The organism is Nonomuraea purpurea (genome assembly GCF_042650645.1).
Taxonomy (GTDB): Bacteria; Actinomycetota; Actinomycetes; order Streptosporangiales; family Streptosporangiaceae; genus Nonomuraea; species Nonomuraea purpurea.
Genome location: NZ_JBHSBI010000032.1, coordinates 61,090 through 81,815 on the forward strand (window position 1 = coordinate 61,090; position 20,726 = coordinate 81,815).

General features: G+C 70.7%; 15 protein-coding genes. 10 read left to right on the forward strand and 5 right to left on the reverse strand.

Features of this window, described 5'->3' with window-relative positions:
- The first annotated feature begins 160 nt into the window (after positions 1-160).
- Both ACFOY2_RS43245 and ACFOY2_RS43250 read left to right on the forward strand, forming a co-directional pair.
- Complete coding sequence (locus tag ACFOY2_RS43245; RefSeq protein WP_379533952.1) at positions 161-1,648, forward strand: sulfatase family protein; 1,488 nt, start codon at positions 161-163, stop codon at positions 1,646-1,648.
- 28 nt (positions 1,649-1,676) lie between these two features.
- A complete protein-coding gene (locus tag ACFOY2_RS43250; RefSeq protein ID WP_379533953.1) occupies positions 1,677-2,711 on the forward strand; it encodes an aminotransferase class V-fold PLP-dependent enzyme in 1,035 nt (344 codons plus the stop codon).
- Here the strand turns inward: ACFOY2_RS43250 and ACFOY2_RS43255 are convergent.
- The 3 genes from ACFOY2_RS43255 to ACFOY2_RS43265 are packed head-to-tail and all read right to left on the reverse strand — an operon-like array spanning position 2,690 to position 5,977.
- Positions 2,690-3,337 carry a TetR family transcriptional regulator gene (locus ACFOY2_RS43255; protein WP_379533954.1) on the reverse strand — a complete coding sequence of 216 codons (648 nt, stop codon included), beginning with the start codon at positions 3,335-3,337 and terminating at the stop codon, positions 2,690-2,692. The genes ACFOY2_RS43250 and ACFOY2_RS43255 overlap by 22 nt on opposite strands.
- Before the next feature lie 9 nt (positions 3,338-3,346).
- Positions 3,347-5,104, reverse strand: a complete 1,758-nt coding sequence (locus ACFOY2_RS43260) for a bifunctional sugar phosphate isomerase/epimerase/4-hydroxyphenylpyruvate dioxygenase family protein (protein WP_379533955.1) — start codon at positions 5,102-5,104, stop codon at positions 3,347-3,349.
- A 27-nt stretch (positions 5,105-5,131) separates the two neighbouring features.
- Positions 5,132-5,977: a shikimate dehydrogenase gene (locus tag ACFOY2_RS43265; RefSeq protein ID WP_379533956.1), complete on the reverse strand. Its 846-nt coding sequence runs from the start codon at positions 5,975-5,977 to the stop codon at positions 5,132-5,134.
- A 178-nt stretch (positions 5,978-6,155) separates the two neighbouring features.
- On the opposite strand from ACFOY2_RS43265, the gene ACFOY2_RS43270 reads away from it, so the two are divergent.
- The 7 genes from ACFOY2_RS43270 to ACFOY2_RS43300 all read left to right on the forward strand — a co-directional run bounded on the left by ACFOY2_RS43270 (position 6,156) and on the right by ACFOY2_RS43300 (position 14,135).
- Complete coding sequence (locus ACFOY2_RS43270; protein ID WP_379533957.1) at positions 6,156-7,493, forward strand: MFS transporter; 1,338 nt, start codon at positions 6,156-6,158, stop codon at positions 7,491-7,493.
- A gap of 265 nt (positions 7,494-7,758) precedes the next feature.
- Positions 7,759-9,213, forward strand: coding sequence for an aminopeptidase P family protein (locus ACFOY2_RS43275; protein ID WP_379533958.1), 1,455 nt, complete (start codon positions 7,759-7,761; stop codon positions 9,211-9,213).
- Between the two features lie 11 nt (positions 9,214-9,224).
- Positions 9,225-10,433, forward strand: a complete 1,209-nt coding sequence (locus ACFOY2_RS43280; RefSeq protein ID WP_379533959.1) for an aminotransferase class V-fold PLP-dependent enzyme — start codon at positions 9,225-9,227, stop codon at positions 10,431-10,433.
- Entirely contained in the window at positions 10,403-10,678 is a 276-nt protein-coding gene (locus ACFOY2_RS43285) for a hypothetical protein (protein WP_379533960.1), read from the forward strand. The genes ACFOY2_RS43280 and ACFOY2_RS43285 overlap by 31 nt, the downstream gene beginning before the upstream one ends.
- 78 nt (positions 10,679-10,756) lie before the next feature.
- Positions 10,757-11,482 carry a ThuA domain-containing protein gene (locus tag ACFOY2_RS43290; RefSeq protein ID WP_379533961.1) on the forward strand — a complete coding sequence of 242 codons (726 nt, stop codon included), beginning with the start codon at positions 10,757-10,759 and terminating at the stop codon, positions 11,480-11,482.
- 8 nt (positions 11,483-11,490) lie between these two features.
- Positions 11,491-12,528, forward strand: coding sequence for a Gfo/Idh/MocA family protein (locus ACFOY2_RS43295; RefSeq protein ID WP_379533962.1), 1,038 nt, complete (start codon positions 11,491-11,493; stop codon positions 12,526-12,528).
- A gap of 290 nt (positions 12,529-12,818) precedes the next feature.
- Positions 12,819-14,135 (forward strand): ankyrin repeat domain-containing protein, encoded by a 1,317-nt coding sequence (locus ACFOY2_RS43300; protein WP_379533963.1) that lies wholly within the window; start codon positions 12,819-12,821, stop codon positions 14,133-14,135.
- Between the two features lie 196 nt (positions 14,136-14,331).
- On the opposite strand, the gene ACFOY2_RS43305 is transcribed toward ACFOY2_RS43300, so the two are convergent.
- Together ACFOY2_RS43305 and ACFOY2_RS43310 are read right to left on the reverse strand one after the other, a co-directional pair.
- Positions 14,332-17,583 carry a DUF2961 domain-containing protein gene (locus ACFOY2_RS43305; RefSeq protein ID WP_379533964.1) on the reverse strand — a complete coding sequence of 1,084 codons (3,252 nt, stop codon included), beginning with the start codon at positions 17,581-17,583 and terminating at the stop codon, positions 14,332-14,334.
- A gap of 11 nt (positions 17,584-17,594) precedes the next feature.
- Complete coding sequence (locus ACFOY2_RS43310) at positions 17,595-19,442, reverse strand: hypothetical protein (protein WP_379533965.1); 1,848 nt, start codon at positions 19,440-19,442, stop codon at positions 17,595-17,597.
- A 301-nt stretch (positions 19,443-19,743) separates the two neighbouring features.
- Here ACFOY2_RS43310 and ACFOY2_RS43315 point away from each other — a divergent pair, with 301 nt between their 5' ends.
- Positions 19,744-20,718 (forward strand): LacI family DNA-binding transcriptional regulator, encoded by a 975-nt coding sequence (locus ACFOY2_RS43315; protein ID WP_379533966.1) that lies wholly within the window; start codon positions 19,744-19,746, stop codon positions 20,716-20,718.
- The last annotated feature ends 8 nt before the right edge of the window (positions 20,719-20,726 follow it).

Sequence of the window (20,726 nt, forward strand, 5' to 3'; positions counted from 1 at the left end):
TGACTTCTGGTTGGGCGAGGACGCCCCTGGGGCCGGCGCGGGCCCGCTCTACTCAAGGGGCGGGCGGGGCTGCTGGTCTGACTCGTGACTGTTGTGGTTATTTGCAAACAATGTTTATCTTTGAGTCCTGCACCCGCTGTCCGACGCCAGAAGGAGTCGCATGCTCGCGCGTCTGCGCTTACCCCGGTTCGTCTCGATCCTGCTCGCCCTGACCACCGTGGCCGCGCTGACCGTCGGCTCGACGAGCACCGCGGGCGCCGCGCGCGCCGCGCAGCCCAACGTCGTCGTCATCATGGTCGACGACATGAACATGTACGCCCTGCAGTACCTGTCCAACGTGCGCACGCTCATCGCCGAGCCCGGCACGACGTTCGACAACAGCCTCGTGTCGTACTCGCTGTGCTGCCCGTCCCGCGCGACCTTCATGACCGGCCAGTACGCGCACAACCACGGAGTCCTCAGCAACGGCCTGCCCGACGGCGGCTACCAGAAGCTGCCCGCCGCCGAGACGCTGCCGGTGTGGCTGGGCAGGGCCGGGTACGACACGGGCCACATCGGCAAGTTCCTCAACGGCTACGGCAGGCAGAACCCCACGGAGATCCCGCCCGGCTGGGCCGAATGGTACGGCTCGGTGGACCCGAGCACGTACCGCATGTGGGGGTACACGCTGAACGAGAACGGCGTGCTGCGCACCTACGGCAGCCCCGAGGTCGAGGACCCCGCCCTCTACCAGACCGACGTGTACGCGGCCAAAGCCGTCGACTACATCCAGCGCAAGGCGCCGGCCGACAAGCCGTTCTTCCTGTCGTTCGCGCCGCTGGCGCCGCACGGCGAGATCGCCGCCGGGCAGGACCTGTCCAAGCGCAACCCCAGGCCCGCCCCCAGGCATCTCGGTGCCCTGGACGAGGTGACGCTGCCCAAACCCCCGAGCTTCAACGAGGCCGACGTCTCGGACAAGCCGGCGGCCGTCCGCAACCGGGCCAGGATCCCCGCCGAGGCGCAGCAGCGCATGCAGAACGTCACGCTCAAGGGCCGCCTGGAGTCGCTGCTGTCGGTGGACGAGGCCGTGGCCGACATCGTGGCCGCCTTGCGCGAGTCGGGCGAGCTTGACAACACCCTCATCGTGTTCACTTCGGACAACGGCTGGATGCAGGGCGAGCACCGGATCAGGAACGGCAAGATCGTGCCGTACGAGGAGTCGATCCGGGTCCCGTTGATCATGAGAGGTCCGGGGCTTCCCGCCGGACGGCACGTCAAGACGATCGCCGCCAACGTCGACCTCGCGCCCACGATCCTCGACGCCGCCGGCGCGACCCCCGCCATCACCCAGGACGGCCGCTCCCTGCTCCCGATCGCCGCCGACACCGCGACGACCCCTCGCGCCGTCGTCATCGAGAACGGCCCCAAGACGGACGGAACCGACTGGTACGTCGGCCTGCGGGCCCCGCGCTGGAAGTACATCGAGCACTCGACGGGCGAGCAGGAGCTGTACGACCTGCAACAGGACCCGTACGAGCTGACCAGCGTGCACGCCGACCCGCGCTACGCCGGCACCCGCCAGGCCCTCGCCGACCGCCTGGCGAACCTGCGCACCTGCACGGGCACCGCCTGCCATCAGTGGACCCCTGTCGCCGGTCCGAAACCCTGACCCACCAGGGCGGCCTAAGGTGGGAATCATGGATATTTCCACGGCGGGCGAGCTTTGGGACGCCACCCCCGGCTGGCTCAACACCGCCTCCTACGGCCTCCCCCCGCGCCACGCCTACGAGGAACTCCAGACCGTGCTCGACCAGTGGCGGCACGGCAGCAGCGACTGGAAGCCGTGGGACGCCTCGGTGGCCCGTTCGCGCGCCGCCTTCGCCCGCATGGTCGGCGCCCGCCCCGCCGACGTGAGCGTGAGCTCCACCGTCTCCCAGATCATGTCCGTCGTGGCCACCGCGCTCCGGCCCGGGGCCCGCGTGGTGGTGCCCGAGATCGAGTTCACCAGCAATCTGTTCCCCTGGGCGGTGGCGGCCGAGGTGGTGACCGTTCCCGCCGAGCGGCTGGCCGAGGCGATCAGGCCGGGCACGGACGCGGTGGCGTTCAGCCTCGTCCAGTCGGCCACCGGCTCCCTCACCCCGCTGAAGGAGGTCGTCGAGGCCGCCAGGGCGCACGACGCGCTCGTGATCGCCGACGCCTCACAGGCGTGCGGCTGGCTGCCGGTGGACGTCGAGGGCCTCGACGCGCTGGCCTGCGCCGCGTACAAGTGGCTGATGGCGCCCAGAGGCGCCGCGTTCGGCTACCTGTCGCCGCGCCTGCGCGAGCGCATGCGCCCGCTGGCCGCCAACTGGTACGCCGGCGCCGACGAGGGCGGCTCCTACTACGGCCCGCCGCTGCGCCTGGCGGAGGACGCCAGGGCGTTCGACCTGTCGCCGGCCTGGTTCTCCTTCGTCGGCGCCGCCCCCGCCATCGAGCTGCTCAACGAGCTCGGCGTCGAGCGGATCCGCGAGCACAACGTGGGCCTGGCCAACCGGTTCAGGGCCGGGCTCGGCCTGGAGCCGTCCGGCAGCGCGATCGTCTCCGTGGACGCGCCCGGCGAGCGCCTGGAGGCGGCCGGGATCCGGGCGGCCGTACGGGCGGGCAGGGTACGCGCGAGCTTCCACGTGTACACGACCACCGACGACGTCGACCGCGCCGTCGAAGCGCTCACTCAGGGGTCGCCGCGCAGGTAGCCGACCACCATCTCCCCCACCATCCGCCGCAGCCGCGCCCGGTGTTCCGGCGCGGTCATGTCGCGCCCGAACAGCGCCCCGAACGTGTGCTGGTTGGCCACCCGGAAGACACAGAACGCGCTGATCATCATGTGCACGTCGATGGCGTCGGCCTCGGTGACGAAGTCGCCGCGGGCCCGGCCCGCGTCGAGGATCCGGGAGATCAGGTCGAGCACCGGGGTGCCGAGGTTGGCCAGGACCTCGGACTTGCGGATGTGCTCGGCCTGGTGGATGTTCTCGATGGCGACGAGCTTGATGAACTCGCGGTGCGCGTCGTGGTGGTCGAAGGTCAGCTCGGCCAGCGTGCGGATGGCCTCGACCGGCGCCAGGTGCTCCACGTCGAGCGTGCGCTCGACCTGCCTCACCTCGGTGTACGCCTTCTCCAGGACGGCGATGTAGAGGTGTTCCTTGCTGCCGAAGTAGTAGTAGATCATGCGCTTGGTGGTGCGCATGAGCTCGGCGATCTCGTCGACCCGCGCCCCGGCGTAGCCGTTCCTGGCGAACTCGCGCTGCGCGACCGCGAGGATCTCCGCCTTGGTGCGGTCGGCGTCACGCCGGCGTGCCCCGGTGGTGGGCTGCGAGGTCATCGGACCATATTAGTGACTGCCCGCGTGCTGCACCGCCAGCCGGATGGGGGCGTTGACCGCCCCGTACCCCTGGTAACCGCCGACGCGCTGGACGATCTCGAAGAAGACGCGGCCGATGGTGACGGTGTAGAGGTGCAGGAACTCGCCGTCCTCGTCGCGGTCGTACAGGATGCCGAGCTCGCGCAGCGCGGGATCGACGTCGTGGCGGGCCTCGAGGTCGTCGTAGTAGTTGGCGGGGATGGGCAGCAGCAGGCCGGGGTGCTCGGCGTGCAGCCTGCGGGCGGTGGCCGTCAGGTCGCGGGCGGCCAGGGCGATGTGCTGCCACGGGGTGTCCCCCGCACCGACCTGGGCGAGGTTGAGGACCATGCGGACGTCCCCGCCGCTGGACATCGCCCTGCTGCGCAGCAGGCCGTATGGGTCGGGCAGCTCCAGGCTCTCCTGGGGGCGCAGGCCGAGGACGGTGCGGTAGAAGAGCGCGGCCTCGTCGAAGTAGTGCGGCGGCTGGGTGAGGGCCACGTGGTCGATGTGGGTGAGGTCGGCGCGCTCGTGGGGGGCGGTCGTGGCCGGGGCGAAGTCGCCGAGCCAGGCGGTGTCGCAGAAGAAGATCTCGGTGCCGTCCGGCGCGGCGACCGCGTCCAGGGGCGCCTCCTGCGGCGTACGCTCACGCGGCAGGACGGGTGAGAGCAGCGATTCCGCGTGCTTGACGGCCCCGGCGGGGTCCGGACTGTCGAGTCCGATGGCGATCAGCGCGGGGCCGTCGGCCTGCTCCGGCCGGTCGGCGGCGGTGTCGTGGAGCAGCAGCCTGGCTCCGCCCTGCGCCCACAGCTCGACCGGTTTGGTGGGATGCGCTCCGGCCCGTTCGAAACCGAGCGCGGACAGCGCCGCGACCAACGAGCCGCCCCCTTGGGACGAGCCCGTGCCGCCGAGTTCGGCGAAGGCGAAGCCCATCGGTACAGCCGGATGCGCCAGGCCCTGGAGCCCCTGTTCGAGCGCGATCAGCGAGCGCATCCCGTCCCGTGCGATCCGCCCGGCGTCCGCCTGGCGGAAGTGGTCGTTGAACACCTCCAGCGACAACGGCCCCGAGTACCCGGCCGTCAGGGCGTGCCGGACGAGCCCGGCGACGTCGAAGTTCCCCTGCCCGGGGAAGCACCGATGGTGGCGGCTCCACTGGAGCACGTCCATGGCCAGCAGCGGCGCGTCCGAGAGCTGCAGGAAGAAGATCTTCTCGCCGGGGATGGCCTCGATGCCGATCGGGTCGGAACCGCGCGAGAGGATGTGGAAGCTGTCCAGGCAGGTGCCCAGGTTCGGGTGGTCGGCCAGGTGGACGATCCGCCAGGCGCGCAGGTACTCGTTGACGTGCCGTCCCCAGGCCAGGGCCTCGTACGCGATGCGGATGCCGTGCTCGGCGGCCCGCGAGGCCAGCAGCCGCAGGTGCTCGGCGGCCAGTTCGTCGGAGTCGACGGCGAGCGGGGAGACGTTGGAGCACACCAGCAGCAGGTCCGCGCCGAGCCGCCGCATCAGGTCGAACTTGCGCTCCACCCGCCGGACGTCCAGCACCGGCATGGCCTCGACGTCGCGCAGCGGCTGGTACATGTCGATCGTCAGGCCGAGGTCGGCCGCGCGCAGGCGTATCTCCTCGGGCGGGAGCGGGCAGGTGAGCAGGTCGTTCTCGAAGATCTCCACCCCGTCGAACCCGGCGGCGGCCACGGCGGCGAGCTTGTCCGTCAGCGTGCCGCTCACCGAGACGGTGGCGATGGACTTGCGCATGGGTTTCTCCTCCTACGGCGACCCGGTTCAGGCGGTGACCAGGTCGGTCAGGTGGGTGAGCATCCGTTCGGCGTCGGGTTCGCGGCCGGTGAACAGCCGCAGGGCGTGGGCCGCCTGGAAGACGACCATGCCGCCGCCGTCCAGCGTCCGGCAGCCGAGCGCCCGCGCCCGCCGCAGCAGCTCGGTCTCCAGGGGCCGGTAGACGATGTCGGCCACCCACAGGCCGGGGTGCAGCAGGGAGGCCGGCAGCGGGAGGCCGGGGTGGTGGGCCATGCCGGTAGGCGTGGCGTGGGCCAGGCCGTCGGCGTCGGCGAGCAGGGCGGGCAGGTCGTCGCCGGTCCCGGCGGCCGCGCGTCCGGCGCCGAAACGTTGCGACAGTTCGGCGGCCAGGGTGGTCGCGCGGGCCGGGTCGGCGTCCACGACCGTGATCCGGTCGGCGCCGAGGGTGAGCAGCGCGTGCCCGACCGCCGCCCCCGCGCCTCCTGCCCCGAGCTGCACGATCCTGCGGGTGGGCGCGTCGGGCAGGCCGCGGGCGAACGACTGCGCGAACCCCGTCCAGTCGGTGTTGTGGCCGACGGCCCGCCCGCCGTCGAAGACGACCGTGTTGACCGCCCCCAGCATGCGCGCGTCCGGGGAGAGCTCGTCCAGGTGCGGGATGACACTCTGCTTGCAGGGGTGGGTGATGTTGAGCCCGTCGTAGCCGAAGCGGCGGGCGGTGCGCAGCAGCTCTCCCACGTCGTCGCCGAGCACGTCGGTGTCGAGCAGCCGGTAGACGTAGCGCAGCCCGTGGTGGGCGGCCTCTCGCTCGTGCAGCGGCGGGCTGAGCGAGGGGCCGATGCCGGAGCCGATCAACCCGGTCAGGTACGACGCCATCAGGTCTCCATATGTACGAACTAGTGAGTTAGTTATAACCGACGACCAGCCGAACCGGAAGACGTCCTTGACATGTGACGCAGGCCACCTGCAGCATTACCGCTACGTTAATTAACTATCTAGTTCGTAACCACGGCGCCGGGGGCCCGCCGCACCACCACACAGAGGGAGCCATCGCGTGACCGACAGCTCACCCGGCCGGGGCACACCCCGCAAGGCGGCCGTGGCCGCCTGGATCGGCAGCGCGCTCGAGTACTACGACTTCTTCATCTACGGCAGCGCCGCCGCCCTCATCTTCGACAAGGTCTTCTTCGACGACGGCGACCCCGCCACCGCCACCCTGCAGTCCCTGGCCAGCTTCGGCGTGGCCTACGCGGCCCGCCCGGTGGGCGCGTTCTTCCTGGGCCACGTGGGCGACAGGTTCGGCCGTAAGAAGATCATGGTCTTCACGCTCGTGCTCATGGGCGTATCGACGTTCCTCATCGGCTGCCTGCCCACCCGCGAGCAGATCGGCGGCGCGGCTCCCGCGCTGCTGGTGCTCATGCGCATCCTGCAGGGCCTGTCGGCCGCGGGCGAGCAGGCCAGCGCGAACTCCATGACCCTGGAACACTCCCCCGAGAACCGCCGGGGCTACTTCACCAGCTTCACCCTGAACGGCACCCAGTTCGGGCAGATCCTGGCCACGCTCGTGTTCATCCCGGTGGCGGCTCTGCCGGAGGAGCAGTTGCTGAGCTGGGGCTGGCGGGTGCCGTTCTTGCTGAGCGTGGCCGTCGCGGTGGCCGGGTGGGTCATCCGCAGGAGGCTGGAGGAGACCCCGGCCTTCGAGGAGGAGGTCGCGCGCGGCACGGTGGAGCGGATGCCGCTGGCCGTGCTCTTCCGCGACCACTGGGGCAGCGTGCTGCGCGTGGTGTGCGCGGCGCTCATCGCCACCGTCAGCACGATCTTCACGGTGTGGGCGCTCAACTACGCCACCAGCGACGACATCGGCCTCGACCGGGCCACGATGTTGTGGGTCGGCGTCGCCGCCAACGCCGTCGCCCTGATCGCGATCCCCCTGTGGGCCAGGCTGTCGGACCGCGTCGGACGCAAGCCCGTCTTCCTCATCGGCGCGATCGGCAGCCCGATCATGATCTTCGCCTATCTGGCCGCGATCAACTCGGGTGCTTATCCGCTGGTGTTCGCGGTCGGCGTGCTCACGCTCGGCGTCGTCTACAGCGCCTCCAACGGCATCTGGCCCGCGCTGTACGGGGAGATGTTCACCACCCGGGTGCGGCTGTCGGGGATGGCGATCGGCACCCAGATCGGCTTCGCGGTCGCCGGTTTCGCCGTGGCCTCGGCCGCCGGGATCGTCTCCCCCGAGGGCTGGCTGGGCCTGCGGGGCTGGACGGGGGTCGGCGTCTTCACCGCGATCCTCTGCGCGATCAGCGCGATCGCCGTGGCCACGGCCAGGGAGACCTTCCGGGTGCCGACGGCCGAACTCGGCGCCACCCCCGAACCGTCCCCCATCCGCCGCTGACCCCAGGGCCGCGCCCGCCCCGCGCCGCAGCGGTCCGGGGCCGGCGCGGCGTCGGGCCGGTCGACCTCCTGGTGCTCACGCAGGGCACCGACACCTCCACGCCGTCCGGGCACCTGCGGTTCCCCATGATCCCGCCGCGAGCGCCGGGTCCGATCCTTCTCGGAAATCCATTTGGTGCCTGTCTTTTGCTATTGCGAATTAGGTGCAATAGTACATACTGCTGATCACGGCTCACGGAGGTGGGCACGCAGGATCGGAGGTATTGATGTCGGACCAAGGAGTGAGCCGGTTCGCGACCGCGCGTACGGCCTCGCACGACCCGGACTTCCCGCAGAAGCTGCTGGAGTTCATGCGGGCCGGGTGGCTGGACCATCCGATCGAGGTACGGCCCCAGCCGGCAGTGACCCATTACGCGCGACGCCGCGCGACGCTGTCTGGCGCCTTCCCCGGACAAACGCTCATCATCCCCACCGGGCCGACCAAGGTGCGCGCCAACGACACGCTCTACCCCTTTCGCCCGGGAAGCGACTTCGCCTATCTCACCGGCGATCATGATCCGGACGGCGTATTGATCCTGCGGCCGAGCGGCGACGGCCACGACGCCCTTCTGTACAGCAGGCAGCGCTCCTCGCGGGAGACTGATGAGTTCTTCCGCGACAGGGACGGCGAACTGTGGGCCGGACGCCGTCGTACTCTGGCGGAGAAAACGGCCGAACTGGGCCTCGACACGGCCCCGCTCGCCGGCCTCGACACCGTCCTGTCCCGCTGCGCGCCCGGACGCACCCGTGTGCTGCGCGGCCTGGACCCCCGGGTCGACGCGGCCGTGCCCACCAAAGGCACCCGCGACCGTGAGCTCGCAGCGGCGATTTCCGAACTGAAGCTCGTCAAAGACGAGTGGGAGATCGCCCAGTTGCAGGACGCGATCGACGCCACCGTCCGCGGCTTCGAAGATGTCGCCCGCGTGCTGCCGGCCGACCACGGCGTGTCCGAGCGCCTCATCGAAGGCGTCTTCGGCCTGCGCGCCCGCCACGACGGCAACGACGTCGGATACGGCTCGATCGTCTGCGCCGGCCCGCACGCCACGATCTTGTGCTGGAAGCGCAACGACGGCCTCACCGCGCCCGGCCAGTTGCTGCTGATGGACATGGGCGTGGAGAGCAACCACCTCTACACCGCCGACGTGACCCGCACCCTGCCCGTCTCGGGAACCTTCTCCCCGCTCCAGCGCGAGGTCTACGACATCGTTCACGCCTCCCAGCAGGCCGGTATGGAGGCCGTCAAACCAGGCGTGACGTTCGCCGACGTCCACCTCACCTGCATGCGTGTGCTCGCTGAGGGCCTGGTGGAGCTGGGCGTGCTGCGGGTGAGCGCGGACGAGGCGATGGATCCCGCCTCCATGCTCTACCGGCGCTGGACGCTGCACAGCTTCGGCCACATGCTCGGCATCGACGTGCACGACTGCGCCGCAGCCCGCCCAGACCGCTACCGCGAGGGCGAACTCATGGAGGGCAACGTGCTGACCGTCGAACCGGGGTTGTACTTCCAGCCCGAGGACGACCTGGTGCCGGCCGAGCTCCGCGGGGTCGGCATCCGGCTGGAGGACGACGTCCTGGTCACCGCCGAGGGCGCGGTCAACCTCTCTGCCGGCCTGCCACGGCGGGCCGACGAGGTGGAGTCCTGGCTCGCCGCCCAGCGAGACGCCGGCCCGCGCCTGCCCTGAGTGACCTCACCATGACAAACGCGAACAACAGTGCCATGCCGACGCCGGTGGATGTGGCCCGCGCCCGCAGCGAGACCCCCGGGTGCGCCGAAGTCGTGCATCTCAACAACGCCGGCGCGGCACTTACTCCGGCTCCGGTGCTCGACGCCGTCATCGATCACCTGCGACTGGAGGCGCGGCTTGGCGGCTACGAGGCCGCCGCGGCCGCGGCCCCGAAGGTGAACGCCGTCTATGAGTCGATCGCCCGCTTGATCGGTTGCCGGCCGCACGAGGTTGCCGTGGTCGAAAACGCCACCCGCGCCTGGGACATGGCCTTCTACGCGATGCGCTTCGGGCCCGGCGACCGTATCCTGACCTCCCGCGCCGAGTACGCCAGCAACGTCATCGCCTTCCTTCAGGTCGCCCGCCGCACCGGCGCCCACATCGAGGTGGTCGACGACGACGAGCACGGCCAACTGTCGGTCGAAGACCTGCAGCGGCGCCTGGACGACGACGTCAAGCTCGTCGCCGTCACCCACGTCCCCACCCAGAGCGGCCTGGTCAATCCCGCGATCGAGATCGGCCGGCTGACCCGCGCCGCCGGCGTCCCTTTCCTGCTCGACGCCTGCCAGTCCGTCGGGCAACTGCCCGTCAACGTGCGGGACATCGGCTGCGACATGTTGTCAGCCACCGGCCGCAAGTTCCTGCGCGGGCCGCGCGGCACCGGCTTCCTCTACGTCTCCGACCGGCTCGTCGAAACGATGGAGCCGCCCTTCCTCGACCTGCACGCCGCCACCTGGACCGACGCACAGACCTACGACATCCGTCCCGATGCGCGCCGGTTCGAAAACTGGGAGACCAACTACGCGGCCAAGATCGGCCTCGGCGTCGCGGTGGGCTACGCCCTGGACTGGGGTATCGAAGCGATCGAGGAACGGGTCACCGCTCTGGCCACACGGCTCCGGCACCAGCTCGCCCAGCTGCCCGGAGTGACCGTCCAGGATCGAGGCCGGCGCCTGTGCGGAATCGTCACCTTCACCGTCGACGGCGTGCCCGCCGCCGACGTCCACCGCCGTCTCACCGCGGCCGGCATCAACACCAGCGTCTCAGCGATCACCTCTGCCCGCTACGACCTGGGCGCACGCAACCTCCCTGCGGTGCTGCGGGCATCGGTGCACTACTACAACACCGACGAGGAGATCGACACGCTGTGCGCAACGCTGAACTCGCGCCGAACCTGACCACGGCCGAACCTACGTCAACCAAAGAAGTCGTCGGCTACGAGCGGCTGCGGCGCGCGCGGGTCGAGCGGGTGGTCGAGCAGGGCAACCGTACGGGCGGGTGGAAGGCCCTGCCCGTGCTGGCCAGGGTGCCCCGCGACGTGATCATGAGCATCGCCCTGAGGCACGCGTCCAGGGCCGGCCAGGACCCGAGCCGCTGGATCTACGAGCATCACATCGACTGGGACGAGTGCGTCGCGGTCTGAACACCGGGGATTCTGCGCATCTATGTCCGACTAAAGGGGCACAAATCGGTCTGAGATCTGCATATCGAAAGGACCCGGATGGCGGTCAACGTCACTGTCTGGAGTGAGAACTACCACGAGCAGCGAGAGGAGGACGTACGCCGCCGCTACCCCGACGGCATCCACGGCGCCATCGCGGCGGGCCTGACGGAGCTGCTCGGCGAGCGCGTACGGGTGCGCACCGCCGTGCTGGACGAGCCCGAGCACGGCCTGCCGGACGCCGTGCTGGCCGAGACCGACGTGCTGATGTGGTGGGGGCACATGGCGCACGAGGAGGTGGACGACAAGATCGTGGAACGGGTGCGGCGGCGCGTACTGGCCGGGATGGGCCTGGTGGTGCTGCACTCGGGCCACTACTCGAAGATCTTCCGTGCGCTGATGGGCACCACCTGCACCGTGAACTGGCGCGACGCGGGCGAACGCGAGCTGGTCTGGACGGTCGCCCCCGGCCACCCCATCGCCGCGGACGTGCCGCGTCCGCTGGTCATCGACCGCCAGGAGACCTACGGCGAGCCGTTCGGCATCCCCGAACCCGACGAACTCGTCTTCATCAGCAACTTCAGCGGCGGAGAGGTGTTCCGCAGCGGCTGCTGCTACCGCAGGGGCCTGGGCAAGATCTTCTACTTCAGCCCGGGCGACCAGCAGTATCCCGTCTACTACCACCCCGGCGTGCGGCGCGTGCTGGCCAACGCCGCCCTGTGGGCCGCCCCGTCCCACGGCGTCGGGGAGCCCCTGCAGAACGCCCACACCCCCATCCAGTGGTAGGAGCCGCATTGACGTTCGACATCGTCGAAAAGGACAGGCCGCTGCGCGCGGTGGTGGTCGGCGCCGGCTACATCGGTGGCGAGTGGGCGCCCGAACTGCTCGCCCACCCCGGCACCGAGCTGGTGGGCTGGGTGGACGTGGTCGAAGAGCGGGCCCGCGCCGCCGCGGGAAAGCTGGGGCTCGACGACCTGCCGGTCAGCACCTCACTGACCTCCCTGCTGGACGGCCAGGAGCCCGACTTCATCGTCAACTGCACGGTCCCGCAGGCGCACCACGACGTGACCGTCACCGCGCTGCGGCGGGGCGTGTCCGTGCTGAGCGAGAAGCCGATGGCGGTCACGCTGGAAGAGGCGCGGTCGATGGTGGCCGCGGCCGACAAAGCGCGGCGGCTGTTCGCGGTCAACCAGAACCGCCGGTTCATGGCCTCCCTGGTGGCCTTCCGCAGGACCGTCGCGGAACTGGGGGCGCTCGGGCTGATGACGTCGGAGTTCTTCATGCCGTACCGGGGGCCCGCGTTCCTGGGGACGCTGGAGCACCCGCTGCTGCAGGACATGGCGATCCACCTGTTCGACGCGGCCAGGGCCGTCTCCGGGGCCGACCCGGTGTCGGTGTACTGCGAGTCGTTCCGTCCTGAGTGGACGTGGTACCCGGGCGCCTGCTCGGCCACCGCGATCTTCGAGATGACCGGCGGGCTGCGCTACACCTTCTCCGGGAGCTGGTCCGCGCCGGGACAGGCGACGTCCTGGACGGGAAGCTGGCGGGCCTCCGGCGCGCACGGCACCGTGCGATGGGACGGCGACAACGACCCCACGACGGAGGCGGCCGAGGGGCGGGTGCTGAAACAGTACGCGCGCGAGGCCGATCCGTACACCGGCCGGCGCGGGCGCTTCACCGGGCTGGCCGAGGGGCTGGAGGAGTTCGTGACGGGCCTGCGTACCGGGCGGGCGCCGCAGGGTGACTGCCATGACAACATCTGGAGCCTGGCCATGGTGACGGCGGCGCTGGAGTCGGCGCGCACGGGGACACGGGTGCCGATCGTGACCTGAGGCGAGCACCCGCCGCGGCCCAAAACCAGCGCCCGCCACGGCCCGAGACCGGCACCCTTCGCGGCCTGGGGCCGACGCCCGCCGGGCCTTGACGGCGTTCGTCAAGAGCGCTGGCGGCCTGGGGTTCCGGCTAGTCCTGCGGTTCGGTTGGTCCCTGCCCATGTAGACTCTGGATGCGCCTGCCGGGCGCGTCCGGTCCGCGGGGCAGGGATCATCCCACCGGCAGCACAGTCTTCATGTGGTCGACGGACCTCGGCCCGCGCGCGGAATCGGGCAGACGGAGGTTCGCCGTGTCCGATCTTCCCCAGCGTCCCTCGCTGGAGCATCTGCGCAAGCAGGCCAAAGCCCGCAGCCGCGCGCAGGGCGTGCCGCTGAGCCGGGCACAGTTCGAGCTCGCCCGATCCTACGGGTTCGCGAGCTGGCCCCGGTTGGCGGCGTACGTGCGCGCCTCCGGCCTGGAGGGCCTGGAACGGGCGCTGGTGCCGGCCGACGCGCCGGCCTTGGCCTCCCTGCTCGCATCCGACCCTGGGGCGGCGACCCGACCTATCGGCGACCCGACGCCGGCCGGTGGGTTGGTGCCGTTGCTGGTCCTGTTGCGCCGCTCCATCGGATCCCCCGCCGACGTACGGGAGTGCGCGCGACTGCTGCTGGACGCCGGCGCCGACCCGGAAAGCCACACCGTCGAATGGGACGGCCAGGGCAGGCGGACGGCACTGTTCGACGCCGTCGGGCGGGGCGACGCGGCGCTGGCCGAGGTGCTGGTCGAGCGCGGCGCGACCCCGGACGAGGACGCCTTCTACCACGCCTGCGAGCAGTCCGGCACCGCGCTGCTCGACCTGCTCCACCGGCCGGGGTTCGAACGCATGGTGGCGCACAAGCTGGACTTCGAGGACGCCGCCGGGCTGCGCTGGTTCCTCGATCGCAGGGTCGACGTGAACGCCTGCCGCGCCCTGCACCACGCGATCGTCCGCGGTCGCGGCACGGCGATCCTGACGATGCTGCTCGACGCCGGGGCCGAGGTGAACCTGCCGTGGGACCGCTGGGACGTCGGCCGCAGGCCGCTGGCGCTGGCCGCCCGCAGCGGGCACCTGGCGGCCTACGAGCTGCTGGCCGCGCGGGGCGCGAGCGCGGAGCTGGACGAGGTGGACGAAGCGGTGCTGGCGGTCGCCCGCGGCGAGTCGGCCCGGCTGCCCTCGGCGCCGCCGCCCGCGCTCGGCATCCCCGATTCGGGGGATTTCGGCTGGGTGCTGGGGCAGTTCGCGGGGCTGGGCCGTACCGACGTAGTGCGGGCGCTGCTGGACGGCGGGCTGGCGGTCGGCACCCGGGGCTGGAGCAACTTCACCCCACTGGACCAGGCCGCCATGCACGGCCGTACGGCGACGGTGCGACTGCTGATCGAGCGCGGCGCGGATCTCGACGACCGGGCCTTCGACGAGGAAGGGCCCACACCGCTGGACTGCGCGCTGTGGGGGCTGCGGAACAACCGGGCCGATGACGGCGACTACCGGGGCACGGTCCGAGCGCTGGTGGAAGCGGGCGCACCGACCCGCCTGGCCCCGCCGACAGGGGACGCGACCATCGACGCCCTCCTGACCGACACCCCCTGATCGGCAAGGAACCGACTCTCCCTGACCGGCCACGGATCGGTTCCCTCCTGACCGGCCAGGAATGAACTCACCCTGGCCAGCCACGAACCGGCACTCCCTGACCGACCTCGGGGCGGTCTGCGGTTCCTCTGCCTCCGGCTGGGTTCCGTGTTCCCCTGACGCGGGGGATACGGAACCCAGTCGGCTCGGCAGTGGGTCAGCGGATCTGGCTGGGTTGTGGCCATTCCGCGCCGACGGCGAAGCGGTCGTGCCACTTGGTCGCGTTCGGTCCGAACCGGCCGCCGTCGGAGGTGGCCACGAACACGTCCGCGGCCTCACCCCGGGTGAAGGCGATCACGTCGGCCTTGCCATCGGCGTTGAAGTCGCCGACGCCGGGCACCTGGTCGCCCGGGGCGAAGTCGTCGTGCCGCTTCCACGACCGCTGCACGAACTTTCCGCCGTCGGACAGCGACACGTACACGTCGGCGGCGGCGCCTCCGGTGAAGGCCGCGATGTCGTCGCGTCCGTCGCCGTCGAAGTCGCCCACGGCGGGCGTCTCGGAGCCGATGGCGAAGTGGTCGTGCCAGCGCCAGCCGTCCTGGCGGAAGACGCTGCCGCTGGACAGCGCCACGAACACGTCGCCCGCCTCGCCCCGCGTGAACGTGGCGATGTCGTCCTTGCCGTCGCCGTCGAAGTCGCCGACCGCCGGGATCTCCTGGCCGATCGCGAACCGGTCGTGCCACTTGCGCGCCCCGGCGAAGCCGGAGCCGGTGGACAGCGCCACCCAGACGTCACCGGAGTCGCCCCTGGTGAACGTGGCGATGTCGTCCTTGCCGTCGCCGTCGAAGTCGCCGACCGCGGGGATCTCGTCGCCGACCGCGAAGTTGTCGTGCCACTTCCACGACTGCTGCACGAGCTTTCCGCCGTCGGACAGCGACACGTACACGTCGGCGGCGGTGCCCCGGGTGAAGGTGACCGCGTCGTCGCGTCCGTCGCCGTCGAAGTCGCCCGTCAGGGCGATCTCCTGGCCGGTGGCGAACAGGTCGTGCCACTTCCAGCCGTCCTGGATGAATGTGGCGCCGTCGGAGAGGGAGGCGTACACGTCGGCGGCGGCCCCTCGGGTGAACGTCAGCACGTCGTCCCTTCCGTCCTTGTTCAGGTCGGTACGGGTGGGCGTGCCGGCGCGGCCGGACACCGCGCCCACGTCGGAGGTCCGGCCCGACAGGTCCACCGCGACCACGCGGAAGTACCAGGTCGTGCCGGCCTTGAGCGGGCCGTGGGTGAATCCGGGGACGCGGGTGGTGCCGAGCAGCGTGTTCTGGGTGCCCGGGGTGGTGGAGCCGTACACGCGGTACTCGCGGATGCCGAGGTCGTCGCCCGGCTCGCGCCAGGTGAGGTGCAGCGCGTGGTCGGCGCCGCCGATCAGCGCCGGGCCTTCGGCGGGCCGCGGGGCCCGGTCGTCGATGTGCTGGGCGGGGATGAGGTTGTCGGCGGTGTAGCGGGCGGCGCTCCACGGCCGCGCGCCGGCGACGGGCCGCAGCTCCACCCGGACCAGGCGCTTGCCCTTGGTCACGCTCGCCGGCAACGAGAACGTGTCCGTCAGCCAGCGCTGGACGGCGTTGCCGAGCGGCTGCCGCCATTCCCCCACGTCCACGCCGTCCACCAGGACGCGGGCCGCCTGGTGGGCCTCGGCCTGGTCGGACGTGCGCCGCAGCAGCACCCCGGCGTTGTCGCCGTCCACGCCGAGCAGGAACGAGACGGGGCTGGAGGTGGTGCGGGTGACGCCGCGTACGGACCGGTGGTCCTCGTCGCCTTCGTACACGGAGGTCAGCGTCGCCTGCGTGGCCGCGCCGCTCTCCTTGTAGTCGCTGTTGGCCCTGCTGGTGGCGTCGCCGACGTCGATGACGCTGGTGCGGTGGGCGCCGAAGTACGGCTGGGTGTAGAGGAAGGCGGTCGAGCCGTAGGTGGCGGGCGCGTCGTTCTGGAACCCGTGCTCGATCCCGAACCGCAGCGCGGTCGAGTACTCCACCGCGTCCGACACCATCAGCCGGTACGTGGCGTCGCACTCGTACTGGCAGCCGCCGCCGTTCTTCTCGTGGGCGGGATTGCCGTTCATCGGGTTGGAGAAGGTGCCGCGGTTGAAGTACCAGCCGGACTCGTAGAAGTCCTCGGCGCCGGTGCCGTGGATCTGCGGGGTGAGGGCGCCGTCCACGTGGACGCGTTCGTCGCCTTCGAGGTACTGCCGCGTGTTCCCGGCCGCGATCTGCCCCTGCATGGTGTGGTTGACGCCGACGAACTTGCCTCTGCCCGTGCGGTCGGCGAACAGCCAGTCATCGTCCCGTACGACCGCGCCGCGGCGTGACTCGGTCGTGAAGTAGCCGGCCTCGCCGCCGGGCACGAGCGCGTCGGCCCAGGCCGGGTCGGCCGCGGAGGTCACCTGGACCTCGAGGTCGCTCAGCGTGCGGCCTGTGGTGTTGACCAGGCTGACCTTGGCCTCGGTCCGGTACGGCATCGGCCACCAGGTGGTGTACCAGCCGCCCGGCGCGGTGTCCATGGCGAACAGCAGCGACCGGACGGGGTGCTCGCCGAGCCCCGACCCGAAGAACTCGCCGACGGGCGAGTCGACGGTGCTGCGGCCGTCGAAGTCCAGCCGCAGCCGCAGCCCGGCGAGGGTGTCGTCGCCGGCCTGCGCGTCCGGCACGCGGACCCGCAGCGCCGAGATCGCGCCGGACCCGGTGAGCCTGGCCAGCTCCCGCGCCTGGCCTGCCGTCAGCGTGGCCTTCTGGGTGACGGTCTCGGCGCCGGGCAGCGCGGGCTTCGGGTCGCGGGTGCCGGAGGCCTTCAGCAGGTTGACGACGTCGGAGACGTTCTCGGTGGCGTCGAACCGCTTGACGCCTTCCGCGTCCGGGAAGTGCCGGTAGGTGACGTGGTAGAAGAGCGGGTTGTTCTGGACGTGCACGCGCATCGACTGCCGGTACGGCATCGGCACCTTGATGTAGACGCCGCCGGAGCTCTGGTCGGCGTTGGCCACGAGCGGGTACACGAACGGCCCGCCCGTCTGCCCGTTGACCAGCGCCTGCAGCGGCGCGCTGACGACGACGGCGCCGTCGAGCTCGATGGTGATGGTGCCGGTGGCCGACACGTTGCCCTCGTCCCTGGTGAACCAGATGGAGGAGATCTCGCCGGGGCCGGTGTCCTCGGCGATCACGCACTGGCCGTTGGAGGTCTTGCTCAGGCAGGAGTAGCGGCCGTCGAAGCCGTCCTGCACGTTGCCGCCGGCGCGGTCGAAGCTGGAGAACTGCCTGGTCTGGGTGCCGGGGCTCAGGTAGGGGAGCCGGTCGAGCCGCCGGAAGACGTCCCAGCCGATCGGCCCCTTGTCGGCGGCGGCCGCCGCCGCGGGCGTGGTCATGGCGACCGCGCCCGCGACGACGACCAGGATCGCCGAAAACGCGGCGATGAGCTTTCTCACGTGTTTCTCTTTCACAGGGTGGTCTCGCCGTTCAGGCCGAAGAAGTCATGCCATTTCTCCCCGCCGCCGAAGCCGGTGCCGGTGGACTTGGCGGCGTAGACGTCGGCGTTGGCGCCGTGGGTGAAGGTGACGATGTCGTCCTTGCCGTCGGCGTCGAAGTCGGCCGGTGACCCGCCGAGCGCGCGGCCCGGTGTGCTCGGCGTGTAGTACACCTCCAGCTCGGCGATCGAGGTGAACGTGCGGGTGCCGCCGGGGGCCCCGATGATCCGCACGCCGTCGCCGTCCATCGGGTCGAAGCCCAGCTCGTACGTGCGGTTCGGCCCCGCCGTGTTGTCGTAGGGGTAGTCCGGCGTGACGCGCAGCCCGCTGACGTCCTCCCACCGGTGGTCACGGCGCACCTGGACCCGCAGGTTCGCGCCGAACCAGCCGCCGTCGCCGAACATCTGCCCGCTGGTGAAGACGACCTTGTTCATCAGGTATTCGCGCGGCCAGGTGTATCCCCACCAGCTCGCGCCCTTGCGCTCGTCGTTCCAGTCGTCCTCGCTCTGGGCCCGGTTGCCGTCGTTGTAGAAGGCGGTGTTGCCGAAGTGCGTGGCCCGTTCGACGCCGGTGGCGCCCGGCTCCCTGGCCAGGTTCCTGCCGCCGTCGGGCCCGTTGGTCGCGGTGGTGTCCACGTGCGGTTCCAGGCGCATCTTGCGCAGCGAGAACGTGTACGCCCAGTGCTCGCCCTGCGGGTAGCCGCCGCCGCACGGGCAGACGTTCGACTGCAGCCACATCGACTTGCCGTCCGCGCTGATGTACTTGGACGGGATCGTGGTCGCGTAACCGCCGTGCTTGGTCCGCGTCCACGGGTAGCCGCCGAAGTCCTTGCTCGCGAAGTGTTTCCACGGGCCCCACGGCGTGGGCGCCTCGTAGAACTCGAAGGTGTACTCCGTCCAGGAGGTGTAGATGTAGCGGTTGAGCGGCTTGTTGTAGACGACGCCGCCCTGGCTGATCACGCTGAGGTTCCTGACCCGGCCGGCGGTGTAGACGTCGGGGTAGATGCGGCGGTCGTCGTGGAGTACGGCGACGCGGCGGCCGATGTCCGACGACCAGGTGGGCGTGCCCGATTCGGTGAAGCCGCTGACGAACTGCCACGCCGACCGGTTCTGCACCGCGTCGCGGGGCACGCGGGCCAGCCAGACGTCCACGGGGTCGGGCACCCGGTTGGCGAAGGAGTCGCGCCAGTTGTGGTCGAGGCCGTAGGCGTACAGGTAGCCGTCGGGGGCGTTGGCGTAGCCCTTGCCGTAGTCCAGGAACATGATCGTGCTGAACACGCCGTTGCCGAACATGGGCGCCGATCTGTCCCACGTCCACGTCTGGCCCCGGTCGGTGGACTTGGCGATCGTGGCCGCGGGGGCGTCGTCGAAGTCGAAGGCGAGGTCCTGCACGGCGAGGTAGAGCGTGCCGCCGACGCAGGCCATGCCCGTGGGCTTGCGCGTGTGGTTCGCCGTCCACACCTGGCCGACCTTGTCGCCGATCGGGAGCTGGGCGCCGGTGAGGTTGCCGGGCATGCCGGAGATCTTGGCCACGCCGATGTCGCTGTAGGCGCCGCCGAACCCGATGCCGTCGCCGTAGGCGGTGTAGACGTTGTCGTCGTCGGACCAGCAGTTCGGCCACAGGTCGCCGTGGTTGCGGTTGTCTCCTATGGCGGGCGCGCCGACGGTGGCGCCCGAGTCGATCTGCACCGTCGAGAAGAACGGGCTGGGGGGCGGCGCGGCGGCCGCCTGCGCGGTGGTGGTGGTCGGGAACGCCGCCATGGACGCGATGAGCAGGGTGGCCAACCCAGTGCCCAGGCATCGTCGGACGAACCGGTACATGACTTCTCCTGGCAGTGCGGTGACCCCTGAGCGCGGGACGCTGCTCGGGGGCCACGAGGGTGGGGGGTTGTGGGAGAAGAGCTGTGAGCAATCGATTTCTCGATGAACGTACAATCGCGACATGACACGCGTCAAGCCCCGAATTGTCAGGATTAATGTTGATTATTGACCCAGCTAAAACGGGATATTTCAAGAAATTCGGAAATGTGGGAGTATGATCTTGATGGGAAAGCGATTGCTCAGGATGAGATCAACTGCGGCGCCACAGTGTAGGCCGCCGCGATGGTAGAAACTTGGTGCGATGCCCACTATCTACGATGTCGCCCGTGAGGCCGGAGTCTCCGCGGCCACCGTCTCCCGCGTGCTCAACGGCGCCCAGACCGTCGACCCCGACATGGTCGCGCGGGTGCTCGCCGCCGTCAGAGAGCTCGGCTACCGCCCCAACGCGGTGGCGCGCAACCTGCGGCGCAGCCGCACGACACTCTGGGCCGTGATCATCTCCGACATCGGCAACCCGTTCTTCACCGCCACGGTGCGCGGCATCGAGGACGTCGCCCAGCAGGCCGGCTACTCGGTGGTGCTGTGCAACAGCGACGAGGACCCGGACAAGGAGGAGACGTACGTCGCGGCGGCGCTGAGCGAGCAGATGGCCGGCGTGATCATCTCCTCGTCGGGGAGCGTCAAGGCGGCCAAGAACCTGCTCGACTCGCCCATCCCGGTCGTCGCCATCGACCGCGAACTGCCGCGCGGCGCCGTCGACACCGTCGTGGTCGACAACGAGGCGGGCGCGCGGGCGGCCACCGAGCACCTGCGGACGGCCGGTTACCGGCGCATCGCCTGCATCACGGGGCCCGAGGGCGTGAGCACCGCCGACCTGCGCCTGCGCGGCTACACCGAGGCCCTGTCAGGCCCGCCGATCGTCGTGCGCACGGACTTTCGCGAGCAGGGCGGCTTCGATGCCATGTCATCGCTGCTGTCCTCTCCCGAGCGGCCCGACGCGGTGTTCGTGGCCAACAACCTCATGACCGTGGGGGCGCTGCGCTGCCTGGCCGAACACGGGGTGGACGTGCCCGGGGAGATGGGGCTGGTGGGCTTCGACGAGATCCCCTGGGCCGACCTCGTGCGGCCTTCCCTGACGACGGTGGCGCAGCCGACGTACGAGCTGGGACGCATGGCCGCCCGGCTGCTCGTCGACCGCATCGCCACCCCGTCCGCCGACCCCGCCACGGTCGTACTCCCCGCCGAACTCCGCGCCCGCCAGAGCAGCGCCCGCTGACCTCGCCC

What these genes read in the sequence shown, in the direction of transcription:
- ACFOY2_RS43250 (WP_379533953.1), top strand. Translation starts at nt 1,677, where the DNA reads ATGGATATTTCCACGGCGGGCGAGCTTTGGGACGCCACCCCCGGCTGG.
- ACFOY2_RS43275 (WP_379533958.1), top strand. Translation starts at nt 7,759, where the DNA reads ATGTCGGACCAAGGAGTGAGCCGGTTCGCGACCGCGCGTACGGCCTCG.
- ACFOY2_RS43260 (WP_379533955.1), bottom strand. Translation starts at nt 5,104, where the DNA reads ATGCGCAAGTCCATCGCCACCGTCTCGGTGAGCGGCACGCTGACGGAC.
- ACFOY2_RS43245 (WP_379533952.1), top strand. Translation starts at nt 161, where the DNA reads ATGCTCGCGCGTCTGCGCTTACCCCGGTTCGTCTCGATCCTGCTCGCC.
- ACFOY2_RS43280 (WP_379533959.1), top strand. Translation starts at nt 9,225, where the DNA reads ATGACAAACGCGAACAACAGTGCCATGCCGACGCCGGTGGATGTGGCC.
- ACFOY2_RS43290 (WP_379533961.1), top strand. Translation starts at nt 10,757, where the DNA reads ATGGCGGTCAACGTCACTGTCTGGAGTGAGAACTACCACGAGCAGCGA.
- ACFOY2_RS43265 (WP_379533956.1), bottom strand. Translation starts at nt 5,977, where the DNA reads ATGGCGTCGTACCTGACCGGGTTGATCGGCTCCGGCATCGGCCCCTCG.
- ACFOY2_RS43315 (WP_379533966.1), top strand. Translation starts at nt 19,744, where the DNA reads ATGCCCACTATCTACGATGTCGCCCGTGAGGCCGGAGTCTCCGCGGCC.
- ACFOY2_RS43255 (WP_379533954.1), bottom strand. Translation starts at nt 3,337, where the DNA reads ATGACCTCGCAGCCCACCACCGGGGCACGCCGGCGTGACGCCGACCGC.
- ACFOY2_RS43310 (WP_379533965.1), bottom strand. Translation starts at nt 19,442, where the DNA reads ATGTACCGGTTCGTCCGACGATGCCTGGGCACTGGGTTGGCCACCCTG.